At 49.9% G+C, this 12205-nt stretch carries 11 protein-coding genes; 7 read left to right on the plus strand and 4 right to left on the minus strand.

All coding sequences use genetic code 11. From position 1 onward, the window contains the following. Positions 1-105: 105 nt before the first annotated feature. From EOE67_RS14625 to EOE67_RS14635, 3 genes are all read right to left on the minus strand, one after another. On the minus strand, positions 106-465 hold the full coding sequence (locus tag EOE67_RS14625; RefSeq protein WP_127700080.1) for a hypothetical protein: 360 nt from the start codon (positions 463-465) through the stop codon (positions 106-108). A 217-nt stretch (positions 466-682) separates the two neighbouring features. Further along, on the minus strand, positions 683-2944 hold the full coding sequence (locus EOE67_RS14630; RefSeq protein ID WP_127700081.1) for an arginine/lysine/ornithine decarboxylase: 2262 nt from the start codon (positions 2942-2944) through the stop codon (positions 683-685). A gap of 358 nt (positions 2945-3302) precedes the next feature. Continuing rightward, on the minus strand, positions 3303-4391 hold the full coding sequence (locus EOE67_RS14635) for a Kelch repeat-containing protein (RefSeq protein ID WP_127700082.1): 1089 nt from the start codon (positions 4389-4391) through the stop codon (positions 3303-3305). Between the two features lie 120 nt (positions 4392-4511). Here EOE67_RS14635 and EOE67_RS14640 point away from each other — a divergent pair, with 120 nt between their 5' ends. Beyond that, complete coding sequence (locus tag EOE67_RS14640) at positions 4512-5627, plus strand: type 1 glutamine amidotransferase domain-containing protein (RefSeq protein WP_164852352.1); 1116 nt, start codon at positions 4512-4514, stop codon at positions 5625-5627. 117 nt (positions 5628-5744) lie between these two features. Here EOE67_RS14640 and EOE67_RS14645 read toward each other — a convergent pair whose 3' ends face one another. Beyond that, a complete protein-coding gene (locus EOE67_RS14645; protein WP_127700084.1) occupies positions 5745-7664 on the minus strand; it encodes a methyl-accepting chemotaxis protein in 1920 nt (639 codons plus the stop codon). Positions 7665-8001: 337 nt separating this feature from the next. On the opposite strand from EOE67_RS14645, the gene EOE67_RS14650 reads away from it, so the two are divergent. The 6 genes from EOE67_RS14650 to darG are packed head-to-tail and all read left to right on the plus strand — an operon-like array spanning position 8002 to position 12189. Continuing rightward, positions 8002-8577 (plus strand): helix-turn-helix domain-containing protein, encoded by a 576-nt coding sequence (locus tag EOE67_RS14650; protein WP_127700085.1) that lies wholly within the window; start codon positions 8002-8004, stop codon positions 8575-8577. Next, positions 8577-9323, plus strand: a complete 747-nt coding sequence (locus EOE67_RS14655; protein WP_127700086.1) for an AzlC family ABC transporter permease — start codon at positions 8577-8579, stop codon at positions 9321-9323. The genes EOE67_RS14650 and EOE67_RS14655 overlap by 1 nt, the downstream gene beginning before the upstream one ends. A gap of 18 nt (positions 9324-9341) precedes the next feature. After that, complete coding sequence (locus EOE67_RS14660; protein WP_127700087.1) at positions 9342-9692, plus strand: AzlD domain-containing protein; 351 nt, start codon at positions 9342-9344, stop codon at positions 9690-9692. Between the two features lie 12 nt (positions 9693-9704). Beyond that, a complete protein-coding gene (locus tag EOE67_RS14665; RefSeq protein ID WP_206099614.1) occupies positions 9705-10451 on the plus strand; it encodes a DarT ssDNA thymidine ADP-ribosyltransferase family protein in 747 nt (248 codons plus the stop codon). 2 nt (positions 10452-10453) lie between these two features. Beyond that, entirely contained in the window at positions 10454-11104 is a 651-nt protein-coding gene (gene darT, locus EOE67_RS14670) for a type II toxin-antitoxin system toxin DNA ADP-ribosyl transferase DarT (RefSeq protein ID WP_127700088.1), read from the plus strand. Beyond that, positions 11104-12189, plus strand: a complete 1086-nt coding sequence (gene darG / locus EOE67_RS14675) for a type II toxin-antitoxin system antitoxin DNA ADP-ribosyl glycohydrolase DarG (protein WP_127700089.1) — start codon at positions 11104-11106, stop codon at positions 12187-12189. The genes darT and darG overlap by 1 nt, the downstream gene beginning before the upstream one ends. Positions 12190-12205 lie beyond the last annotated feature (16 nt).

A 12205-nucleotide genomic window follows, 5' to 3' on the forward strand; every position in this document is an offset into this window, starting at 1 on the left:
TCTACGAGTTGAGCAATGAGGCGGGGGGCTACTCTACATACGAGGTCAGATAATGCTGCCTCTAGGGCGGAACAGCCTCCCCGGTAAACTGATAAAATTATTAACTCAATAAGATTCAACATACAAGATACTCTGTTGCTGACCAGTACTTAGCGCGCCGTTGCGCGTGGCAAGGGTGAGCAGCTGACGCTGGTTTTTTTGATGTTTGTGAAACACCACCAATGGAAAAATCTGTCTGCTTTTTTCATTAACCACAAAAAAGCGTTTTGGCAGACTTGAACATTGTTCAACAGGATCGTCTGTTGACGTCTGGTCAATCACACAGTGTATCGTTGGCGCCGCTTTGCTCGTGGCAATGGCAACAGCTTCTTCGTAACTACAGTTGCTACAAAAAAATCCATGCTCTGCGGCCATTCCGGATGACGTAAACATCATCACCAATAACAAAATAATTATATTGTTCATCCGACTAAATCCATTTAATGTGAGTGTAATTTCCATATAACGCTGCGAGCGAGTATCTGTTTCCAACTCGCAAGAGTCAAGTTTGTAGCACCAGAGTCGCGCATTTAAGTTTGCAATGGCTGGCTAACGAAAATCTCCGATATGTTCTTCGTTGACTGATAAAAAAAGCCCGCAATGCGGGCTTTTTACCAAGAAATGATCCGAGTGCGCAGCTAACTCAGCGCACGCAATCCACGTAATACACCTTTTTACCATCAACTTCCGTCAGTGCCAGACCATGGATATAAGTCTCAAAGCCTGGGAACTTGCCGTTAAACTCGCGGGCGAATTTCAGGTAGCTGACGATGGTTTCGTTAAAGACTTCGCCTGGCACCAACAGCGGAATGCCTGGTGGATATGGCGTCAGCATCACGGCGGTGATACGGCCGGTCAGTTCGTCTAATGGCACCCGTTCGATTTCTTTGTGCGCCATTTTGGCAAAAGCATCGGCTGGTCGCATCGCTGGCACCATTTCCGATAAATACATTTCGGTGGTCAGTTTGGCGATGTTAAAGGTGCGGTAGATCGCGTGGATCTGGTCGCACAAATCTTTGAGGCCAATCCGTTCATACTGCGGATATTTCTGGATAAATTCCGGCAGAATGCGCCACAGTGGGGCGTTTTTGTCGTAATCATCTTTAAACTGCTGCAGCGCCGTGACCATGGTATTCCAGCGGCCTTTGGTGATGCCGATGGTGAACATGATAAAGAAGCTATACAGACCGGTTTTTTCAATCACTACACCGTGCTCGGCCAGATATTTGGCGACGATCGCGGCAGGAATACCTGCGTCAGAGAAGTTGCCGTCGACATTCAGGCCTGGCGTTAAAATGGTGGCTTTGATAGGGTCGAGCAGGTTAAAACCTTCGGCAATCGCGCCAAAGCCGTGCCAGTTTTCATCGGCGTGCAGCATCCAGGCGTCGCGGTGATCCAGACCTTCGTCAGTTAAATCATCCGGGCCCCAGACTTTAAACCACCAGTCATCGCCGTATTCGTCGTCAACTTTGCGCATCGCGCGGCGAAATTCCAGCGCTTCGTCCAGTGATTCTTCCACTAAAGCGGTGCCGCCCGGCGCTTCCATCATCGCCGCTGCCACGTCGCACGAGGCGATAATGGCGTATTGCGGGCTGGTGGAAGTGTGCATCAGATAAGCTTCGTTAAATAAGTTGGTATCCAGCTTATTGTTATTGGCGTCTTGCACCAGAATTTGCGAGGCCTGTGAAATACCGGCCAGCAGTTTGTGGGTGGATTGGGTTGAGAACACCATCGAGGTATCACAACGCGGCCGGCCTTCGCCGATGGCGTGGTAATCGCCGTAGAAGTCGTGGAACGCAGCATGCGGCAGCCAGGCTTCGTCAAAATGCAGCGTTTCGATCTCGCCATCCAGCAACGACTTAATCTCTTCAACGTTATATAAAATACCGTCGTAAGTAGACTGGGTAATGGTCAGCACCCGCGGTTTCACGTCCGGGTTTTTCGCCAGCACTTCGCGGATAAATGGGTTGGCTTCCATTTTTTTGCGGATGGTGGCCGGTTCAAATTCGCTGCGTGGAATAGGGCCGATAATGCCGTAGTGGTTGCGCGTTGGCATTAAAAACACCGGCAGCGCGCCAGTCATCATAATGGCGTGCAAAATCGATTTATGGCAGTTACGGTCAACCACCACAATATCATTTGGCGCTACAGTGCTGTGCCAGACAATTTTGTTCGAGGTTGAAGTGCCGTTGGTGACGAAAAATAAGTGATCGGCGTTAAAAATGCGGGCGGCGTTGCGCTCAGAAGCAGCGACCGGGCCGGTGTGATCAAGCAACTGACCCAGTTCATCGACCGCATTACAGACGTCAGCCCGCAGCATGTTTTCACCAAAAAACTGGTGGAACATCCGACCGACCGGCGATTTTAAAAAGGCCACGCCACCGGAGTGTCCCGGGCAGTGCCAGCTATAAGAGCCATCTTGCGCGTAGTGGGTCAGCGCGCGGAAAAACGGCGGCGCTAATGAATCTAAATAACTTTTGGCTTCGCGGATAATATGCCGCGCCACAAATTCCGGCGTGTCTTCGTGCATATGGATAAAACCATGCAGCTCACGCAGGATATCGTTGGGGATATGGCGGGCGGTGCGGGTTTCGCCGTACAGATAAATTGGAATATCCGGGTTACGACGGCGGATCTGTTCAACAAAACTGCGCAGTTGTGCCAACACCGAAATACTTTCTTCTTTGCTGCCGCTACCAAATTCTTCGTCGTCAATTGACATAATAAAACCGGCAGCGCGGCTTTGTTGCTGGGCAAATGAGGTTAAATCGCCGTAGCTGGTGTAACCGACCACATCCATGCCGGCTTTTTCGATGGCAGAAGCCAGTTCGCGGATGCCGGAGCCGCTGGTATTTTCTGAGCGGAAATCTTCGTCAATAATGACCAGAGGAAAGTAAAAACGCATTGTGGCTCCTTAGTTTCGGGCAACTGTCTCAACGGATGGTTTGCATCGTTGGCAGCGCGAACAGCAATTGACTTATCAGCCAGATAAATTGCTAAAGCCAGGCTGCATTGCTATGCAGTCCGGCATTTCAGTCTAGCTGATCTTAAGTCGATGAATACCCCCATGACAGTGGGGCGGAAAAACCTGCACACCATACCTGAAATCTCAGTTTTTTCCAGTGAAAATCTGATGAATGCGGCAAATTGTCAAGGGATGGCGCAGTTAAGACTGCCGTCGTTTCCTATCACTCAAAAGCGAGGTCGCCAGAGACCATCATCGCAAATAGATATGCCAGAATTATGACTTAGCATGCAGACGGTTATTTTGAACCCAACTGCCAGCGCTGCACTAAACCTGTGGTTTCTTTTAGCCCTGCGACAGTCGCGCCACCAATCAGATACACCGAGTCACCTACCGCTACAGCACCATGGCCGTGCCGGGCTGGTTGCATTTTGCCCTGCGCCTGCCAGCTGGATGTCTTGGGCACGAAACACCAGATGGTGCTAAACACGTTGTTCGGCTCCAAGCTCCCTTCACCACCAAACAGACAAATGTGTTGACCGACCGCAGCGGCAGCCAGTCCAGCCTGGGCTTCAGGTAAATCCGGGGTTTGTGCTTTGGGTAACCAGCTTGCACTTTTAAAATCAAAAGCGGCCAAGCCATTTGAGTTGCCAAGTTTGCGATTGCGACCACCGAGCCACCAGGCCTGTTGATCCAGCACTGCAATCGCCGCACTGTTTTTCTTCACCGGTAGCTTGGTTAAGGTTGTCACCGCAGTAGGCGCCGGCAAATCTGTTGGATTGATTTGCCAATGCCAATCCTGATCAACATGATGTTGCCACTGGCTATTGTCGCTACCTGCCGGACTACGGCCGCCAAGCAGATGGATTTGATCATCTTTGACAAAACTAACGGTTTCGGCCAGCGGTTTGGGAAGTTTCCCCACCGCTTGCCAGGGCGTAGCATTGGCGCTGAGTTTTAAAATATCGGCGCTGGCCTGCCAGTTACCTGCTTGCCAGAATTGGCCATTATTCGCCGAAGTTGCACGGACAAAACCACCGAGTAAATACAGATCGCTACCCACCGATACCAGCTGCGCATGGTGCCGGCCTTCGGGTAAATCCGGGCCGCGCCGCCATTGGTTTTTGGCAATATCGTAAATTTGCACTGCTGCCGTCATCTGCCCATCTTGCTCGGGCAAAGCATCGCTGATCCCGCCTGCGACATAAATCTCGCCCTGATGCAGCACCGGATAAATTTCCTGCACAGCAATTGGCATGCTGGTCAGTTCAGTCCAGGACTGGGTGCTGGCTGCAACTGTCAGGTGAGTCGCTGCCGTACTGAATAAAGGGGTGAATAGCACCAGCAAACTGCCAATGGTTATTGATATTTCTGATATTTTTTTCACGATGATGCTCCTTCTGGGAAATTTTCATGCTGTATTGATTGCAGCATAGACCGCCCAGATTTGACATTTATTTCACAGCTGCCGTGCCACTGTCACTCTGAACAATGATGGAGGTGCATGATGTGGAAGAAAATTTTATGGATATTGCTGTCGATTTTGTTAGCGATAGTCGCAGTGATCGGTTGGTTATGGAGTTTGGTCGATGACTCGCCAGCACTGACCGAACTGAGCGCGACGCGGGCAGAGCACATTGCTTATTTGCAGCAGTCGCTGACGGCCCAAGCAGATGATAAGCCACGCGGCAAAGTGCTGGCGGTAGTCACCAGCACGGCTTTTTATCCGCCTGCCGTAGTGGACGGCAAAACCAAAAAAACCGGTTATGAACTCACCGAATTATCCAGGTTTTATTGGGTATTGCAGGCCAATGGTTTTGCCGTGGATATGGCAAGTCCACTCGGTGGCGACGCGCCAAGGGTGCTGGATGACGACGATATGGCGGAATTTGATTACGCCTTTCTAAACGATGCTACCGCGATGCAAAAAGCCCGCAATACCCGCAAATTAGCGGATGTGAACCCGGCAGATTATCAGGCGATTTATTTTGTCGGTGGCAAAGGCTCGATGTTCGACTTTCCGAACAATCCGGATATTGCCCGGTTGGTGCAGGCGATGACAGCGCAGCAGAAGTTGGTGTTAGCGGTCTGTCATGGCCCAGCCGCGCTGGCGCTTCTCACCAACAGCGACGGCACGCCCTGGCTTGCAGGGAAAAAAGTCACCAGTTTTACCAATGCCGAAGAATTGTTGCTGCTGCCCGATGCGGCGAAGCGTTTCCCGTTTTTACTGCAAAGCAAACTGGAACAACAAGGCGCGTTGTTTGCCGAAGGGCCGCGGTATTTACCTAATCTGGTAATAGATGGGCAACTGATCACCGGTCAAAACCCTTGGTCGGTGTGGCAACTGGCCGAAGCGACAGTGCGGGCTTTGGGGGTTGAACCACGACCACGGCTCGCCAGTGCCGAAGAGCGCACCATGCAATTGTTGTTGATCAATCAAAACGCCGGCCTTGATGCGGCCGTGTTACAAATCAATGATTTGCTGGCGCAAGGTCCGCTGCAACGCAATTTAGTGCTGATGATGGCGTTGGTCGCCGGCATGGCCGGTGAGTGGTCGCAAGGCGCCACGCTACTGCGGCTGACCCAACAGCTCAAACAGCAGCAACAGATGCAGCTGCCATAGTGAAAGGAGGCATAGTGGAAGGAGCCAAATTGAAGGTTTTTGCGACACCGCCACTGCCGGCGAATTACGGTGTTGATGCCGCAACAACTGGCAGAGGCTTTGCTTCAGAAATGGCGGTTAACTCCGATACTGACTCAGACTTTGGTCATACTGGCTGGCAATTTCCCGGACTTTGAGGCTGGCTGCTTCAGTGCGCTCGGCGTGATTTCGGCTCTGTTCGGTGGTTTGCACCAGATCTTCGGTTTTTTGCTGCATCAAATCGGACAACTGTTGCTGTACCTTGGCCAAATCGTTGATTTGGCCATTCAGTCTGGTAATCACCTGACTGGCACTTTTTACTTTTTCCACGGCAACTGAAGCCATCGTCGTTTGCTCTTTGGCGACCAGAACTTTATCGCGGTATTCCAAATTCATTTGTTCAACTTGCTGCACACCACTTTGCAACTGATCAATCATCTGCTTGATTTCATTGGTACTCGATTGGGTGCGTCCGGCCAGTGATCGCACTTCGTCAGCGACAACCGCAAAACCACGACCTTGTTCACCGGCACGTGCTGCCTCAATCGCAGCATTCAGAGCCAGTAGATTGGTTTGACCGGCGATTGAACTGATCACTTCTAAAATGGAGCCGATTTTTCCACTGGCCGTACTGAGCTGCAACATTGCTGATGCAGATTTTTCGACGGCTTCAACCTGAATTTCAGACTGCTGCATCACAGCACCAAGTGCCTGACTTGCCTCGGCAGCCACTGCCGCAATCAGGTTGCTGTTTTCGCTGGCCTGCAGGGCATTGGTCGATACTTCATGATTGGTTTCGGCTAATTTAATTGCCGCATCCGACACCTGGGTCAGTCCCTGGGCACTGTCGTGGGCACCGGATAAACTCTGTTGCGAAAATCCGGCGAGCTGTCCGGCCGAGCCGACTAAATCCACCGTGACATTTTTCAGTTGCGAGACCATTTGATGCAACTGCTCCAACAACATATCGAACTGGCGTGCCATCTGGCCAAATTCATCGTTGCTATAGACCGAAAAACGCCGGGTTAAATCACCTTCGCCATTGGTGATGGCAGCGATAGCAGCGGTGGTTTGCAAAATGCGGCTGATCACCAGTTTTTGCAGCAGAAAATACACCGAACCAATCAAACAGACGATCGCAATAAATAGCCAAAACACCGTTTGCGCGATTTGCCCGCCGATATGGCTGCGGATTTCTGCCCGGTTCATTGCGGTGACAATGGTATATTTCCAGGGGGCAAATTCTTGTTTGGTCAGCTGCCAGTCGGCCGGATTTTTAAGTGCATCGGCAATCTGCTGTTCATTCAGATGCGAAGATGCCGCGCGGACTACGTTATTGTTGTCAATCAAGGCGACAAAACCCTTGTTGAGTAACTTACTGCTGCTGACCAACTGATTGAGCTGCGCCAAGTCAGCTTTGTAGCCGACATAAGCGATCCCCACAATTGTGCCGCTTGTATCCAGCAAGGGTTCGTACCCGGTGACAAAGGGGTTACCCAGAATATCGACATTGCCGTAGAACGGTTGTTGTTGCCGGATCGCCTGAATTGCCGCGCCATTTTTGGCCAGAGCGGTGCCGACAGCCCGGCCATTTGCCGTCTGCACGTTGGTGGAGATCCGGATAAAATCATCGCCGGATTTACTAAATAAAGTCGCAGTGCCACCCATTAATTGGGTATGTAAATCGACTAACGCGAATTGATTGGCCTGACCGGTGCCGCCCAATAGAATATCCGGCACTGATGTTTGTTCGACGGTGGTGCTGGCGCCGGTGGTTAAAGCACCGCTATCGCTGATAGTTTTTTGAAATAAATTCATGCTGGCTTTGACTTGCTGGCTCAGCAAAAAGTCGGTGAGCACCAGTGAATTCGAAATTTCCCGTTGTAAGCTTTGTTCCTGCATTTTTAAATTACTCTGCAGTTTGCTGCTGCTGTCACTCCAGACGAACAGCAATGCCAGCAATAAAAAGAACAAACCGACGCCAATCAGGATAGCCAGAAATTTACGTTGAATCGACATGAGCGCTCAGTTTTGGGTAATTTGAGAAAATGAGTATATAGCCTAGTCACTGTCGGAGTTAATTAGCAACTTAATCGATTTATACCCTTCATCCTTGAAGATTCGGGGTTGTTGGCCGCCTTCATTCACCCCAGTCACATAGGACTACTATGCTCCTGGGGATTCACTCAGTTGCCGCCTACCCGAATCTTCAATGATTTTGGGTATCACTGGTAGGCAACACACTCAATGTGGCTGCAAAAAATGCCGCAAGCTGAAGATTAATCTGTGCTTGCTTGACATTTAGTCGTTCGTTATATAGAACGTTCTATATATCGAACACTTGAAAGAATCCCCGATGGACAAACCAACCCTCGAAACTTTGGGACGGCATTTACAAAGCTTACGGCTGGCACGTGGCTTGTCGTTGTCGCAATTGGCGGCAGACGCTGGGATTGCCAAATCAAACTTATCGCGACTAGAGCAGGGCTGCGGCAATCCGACGCTCGACACCATCTGGCGTTTATCGCTACAGCTAAAAGTTCCGTTTGGTGATCTGATTGCACCGGTGAATGTGGCAGTTGGCGATCATGGCGTGATGGTCAGGCTCATTGACCAGGGCAGCGATCAACCCGCGGTCGATGCGTACTGGATGTCCTGTGCACCTTTTACCGAACGCAACGCCGAAGCGCATGCGGCCGGCACTGTTGAAGCTATTACCTTGATCAGCGGTCAGCTGGAAGTGGGCAATGTCGGCAATATCAGGCTGCTTCGCGCTGGCGAAAACCATCGTTTTGCGGCCGACGAGCCACATTTATATCGCACTGGCGAAAGCTGGGCGACGGCATTATTAACCATTGTCTATCAACCTGCTGCAAATTCAGCTGATGTTGGCACCGATGTCATCGTTGATCCAACAGGGGAGGCCAACTGATGGACACTGCTGGCAACACCAGCCCGACAACGTCGCCCTGGCGGCTGGGTGCAAAAGATGCTCTGCCGCTTTTGGGTGGCTATATTCCGGTGGCGATTTCCTTTGGGCTTATTTCGGTACAAGCTGGCTTTAGTGCGCTGGAAAGCACCCTGATTTCGGCGCTGATTTATGCCGGCGCTTCGCAGTTTTTGTTTATTGCGATGGTCGCTTCCGGTGCGCCTTTGTGGCTGGTGGTGTTGATGACCTTGCTGATCAACGCCCGCCATGTGGTGTATGGGCCTAATTTAGCACCTTATTTGCCGCCAAGCCGCTATTGGCCCTGGTTGATGCATGGTCTCACCGACCAGATTTTTGCGTTGGCGCATAGTCGGTTGCCACTGCTAGCTGAGAAAGATCGGCTGGGTTGGTATACCGCTGCAGCGCTGGTGGCGTGGTTCAGTTGGATCGCCGGTACTGCATTGGGGGCGGTGGCGGGGGCGCAAATTACCCAGCGCTGGCCGCTACTGGGAGACGTGATGCCGTTTGCGCTACCGGCATTATTTTTGGTGTTGTTGGCGCCGCGTTTTACCTCAACGGTGTGGTCGCTGACGTTGGTGTGCACTATCAGTGTCGCAATGCTGCTAAAACTACTCGGCATCAGCAATGGCGCTATTCCGCTGGCGGCTTTGGCCGGGGTGGCAATGTTTTATCTGTTGCAGGCCCGGGTGAATGCCAGGATAAAAAACGGAGTTAAAGCTCATGGATAACTGTCATGGATAACGGTCATGGATAACGCGGTCTGGCTGGCGATGGCCATCTGTGCAGTAGGCACATTTTTGTTGCGCGTGCTCCCAATGCTCTGGATGAAACGCCATTTAATCCGGCAACAAGCCGCAGCCACCGACGCGCCAATGCCGGTCTGGCTGACGGTGCTGGCGCCGACCATGATCGCGGCGATGTTTGGCGTGTCGCTGGTGCCTGCAAACCAAAGCTTCAGCGCCTGGCTCGCTACCGCATTGGGCATTCTGACCACCTTGCTGGTGTGGCGTCGCACCCGCTCCTTAGGCTGGCCGGTCTGCGCCGGGGTACTAATGTTTGGGGTGGTGGAAGTTGTGGCGCTGGTAGCTGGCGGTTAAACTCAGTACACATTGTCAAAGTCTTTAAAAAGGGTTTATGACTTCAAAAATATAGGTCGATATCATCGGCTGTATTTTCACCATTTTGATCTTTTTATGTGGATTTTCAGAGAGTTTTATCTTAATTTTTTGCTGTCAGCAACCTGCTTAACGGAAAAAACAGACTTATTCAAGGGACTACTTATGGTTGATATCAGGACGCAAAAACAGCTATATCACTTAACTGACATTGAAAACCTTGGTTCCATTTTAAGGCAAGGGATCTTACCTCGTAGGTATCTGAATGGTTTTGTTGACGTAGCAGATCCAGCTATCGTTGCGTCACGGTGTGGATTACAACTTGAAAATTATGTGCCATTCCATTTTTTTGCCAAAAATCCTTTTGATGGCAAAGTTCAGAATAATCATCCGCAAAAAAATTTTGTATTACTTGCCGTTTCACGCGCTCTTGCCGCTGCACAAAACTGGAAAGTAATTCCAACGCATCCGCTGGCTACAGGGCAAATTCAGCTTCTGAATTACGAGGACGGCATGCAGGCAATCGACTGGGAGTTAATGAACCGCAGAGACTATCGTCATGAGCCGTGCCGCTTAACGTGTATGGCTGAGTGCCTGTCACCTTATGCAGTTGCACCTGGCAGTATTTTTAGTATTAACGTCAGAGATAGTGATTCAAAACAGCAAGTCGAACAATTAAAAACAGCACATGGTATTTTATGCCACGTAAACATTACTCCGCATATGTTTGTTGGAGCTTGACGATGGCATACAACTATAGCGGCACATTAAATCCGGAACGAGGGTTGATTTGGAGAATAGTGCATCGCGATAATATCCCTTGGATCCTAGATAACGGCTTGCATTGTGGCAGTAGCACTGTAAAGAGCGGTCAATGGGTGTCTATTGGTAATTCCGAGTTGATCGGTAAAAGAGCAAATCATCCAGTACCAGTGCCGCCATATGGTTGTTTAAATGACTATGTGCCGTTTTATTTCACACCATTTTCGCCGATGTTGTTGAACATTCTATCTGGTCGGGGTGTGCCGCAACGGTCTAATAAGGAAATCGTGATATTGGTGTCTTCTGTGGAGCGTATTCAGCACTTGACATTGGACTATGCGTATACGGATATGCATGCTTATTATCAGTGGGCAACCTTTTACAAAGACCCAGCACAGTTAAGTCAAATCGACTGGTCTATTTTGCAAACTCGCGACTTCAGTCGGAACATGAATGACCCTGCTAAATTTGAACGATATCAGGCTGAATTTTTGGTACATCAGCATTGCCCTGTTCAAGCATTACAGGGGATGGTTTGTTACGATGAGGTGGTTCAGCAGCAGTTAAACGGCTGGTTACAACAAAGACAGTTGTTGATGGATGTCCGTGTACGTCCTGGGTGGTACTTCTAATGATTACATATATTCAAGGCAATTTACTGGACGCTCCGGCCGAAGCTCTGATCAATACGGTAAATACCGTTGGTGTGATGGGCAAGGGCATTGCGTTGATGTTTAAAGAGCGTTTCCCGAAAAACATGCTGGAGTATGCTAAAGCTTGTAAAGTTAAACAGGTGGTTACGGGGAAGATGTTTGTGACCGAAACCTCTGAGCTGTTAGGGCCACGTTGGATTGTCAACTTTCCGACGAAACAACACTGGAAATCTCCATCTAAAATGGAGTGGATTGACGAAGGACTCATAGATCTACGCCATTTTATAATCGATAACCAGGTGCGATCTATTGCTATCCCACCGCTTGGTGCAGGGAATGGTGGACTTGACTGGCAACAGGTAAAGCAAAGGATTGAGTCGGCTTTGGGTGATTTAGCTGATGTTGAAGTACTGATTTACGAGCCTACAGCCCAATATCAAAACGTAACGGCTAAGCTAGGGGTGAAAAAGTTGACTCCCGCCCGAGCTTTAGTTGCTGAACTGGTCAGGCGCTACTGGATCCTCGGCATGGATTGCAGTTTACTGGAAATTCAAAAGCTAGCCTGGTTTTTACAGCGTGTGATTGAACAGCATGGTTTGAAAAATGAACTGAAATTGCACTTCACTGCTAATTTCTACGGACCTTATGCCAATAATCTCGACCATCTGCTGAATGCTCTGGATGGCAGTTATTTAAAAGCGGATAAACGGATCCCGGACTGTGAGCCACTGGACGTGATCTGGTTTAATGATGATGAAAAAAGTGCGGTATTGGCATATCTCAGTAGTGAAGCAAAACCCTATTTGCCTGCACTGGAAGCAGCGACACAATTGATTGATGGTTTCGAGTCGCCTTTTGGGATGGAACTGCTATCGACTGTAGATTGGTTGCTGTTTAAAACGGGATGTGAACCGACACTTGAGTCGGTGAAAGAGGGCATTGCTAACTGGCCTGCAGGCGAAAATTGGGGACAGCGTAAGTTGTCACTGTTTAGTGAAGAAAATATCATATTTGCAATCAATCGATTGCAGGATTTCAACCCCAGCAAGGCCAATCCACTGTAGGACGAAGCCCCTTGAA

It is taken from the genome of Rheinheimera riviphila, from assembly GCF_004005945.1.
GTDB lineage: Bacteria > Pseudomonadota > Gammaproteobacteria > Enterobacterales > Alteromonadaceae > Pararheinheimera > Pararheinheimera riviphila.

Excerpts from the sequence above, each read along its gene's own strand:
- EOE67_RS14655 (WP_127700086.1), top strand. The coding sequence starts at position 8,577 with ATGGACACTGCTGGCAACACCAGCCCGACAACGTCGCCCTGGCGGCTG.
- EOE67_RS14630 (WP_127700081.1), bottom strand. The coding sequence starts at position 2,944 with ATGCGTTTTTACTTTCCTCTGGTCATTATTGACGAAGATTTCCGCTCA.
- darG (WP_127700089.1), top strand. The coding sequence starts at position 11,104 with ATGATTACATATATTCAAGGCAATTTACTGGACGCTCCGGCCGAAGCT.
- darT (WP_127700088.1), top strand. The coding sequence starts at position 10,454 with ATGGCATACAACTATAGCGGCACATTAAATCCGGAACGAGGGTTGATT.
- EOE67_RS14640 (WP_164852352.1), top strand. The coding sequence starts at position 4,512 with ATGTGGAAGAAAATTTTATGGATATTGCTGTCGATTTTGTTAGCGATA.
- EOE67_RS14650 (WP_127700085.1), top strand. The coding sequence starts at position 8,002 with ATGGACAAACCAACCCTCGAAACTTTGGGACGGCATTTACAAAGCTTA.
- EOE67_RS14645 (WP_127700084.1), bottom strand. The coding sequence starts at position 7,664 with ATGTCGATTCAACGTAAATTTCTGGCTATCCTGATTGGCGTCGGTTTG.
- EOE67_RS14660 (WP_127700087.1), top strand. The coding sequence starts at position 9,342 with ATGGATAACGCGGTCTGGCTGGCGATGGCCATCTGTGCAGTAGGCACA.
- EOE67_RS14625 (WP_127700080.1), bottom strand. The coding sequence starts at position 465 with ATGAACAATATAATTATTTTGTTATTGGTGATGATGTTTACGTCATCC.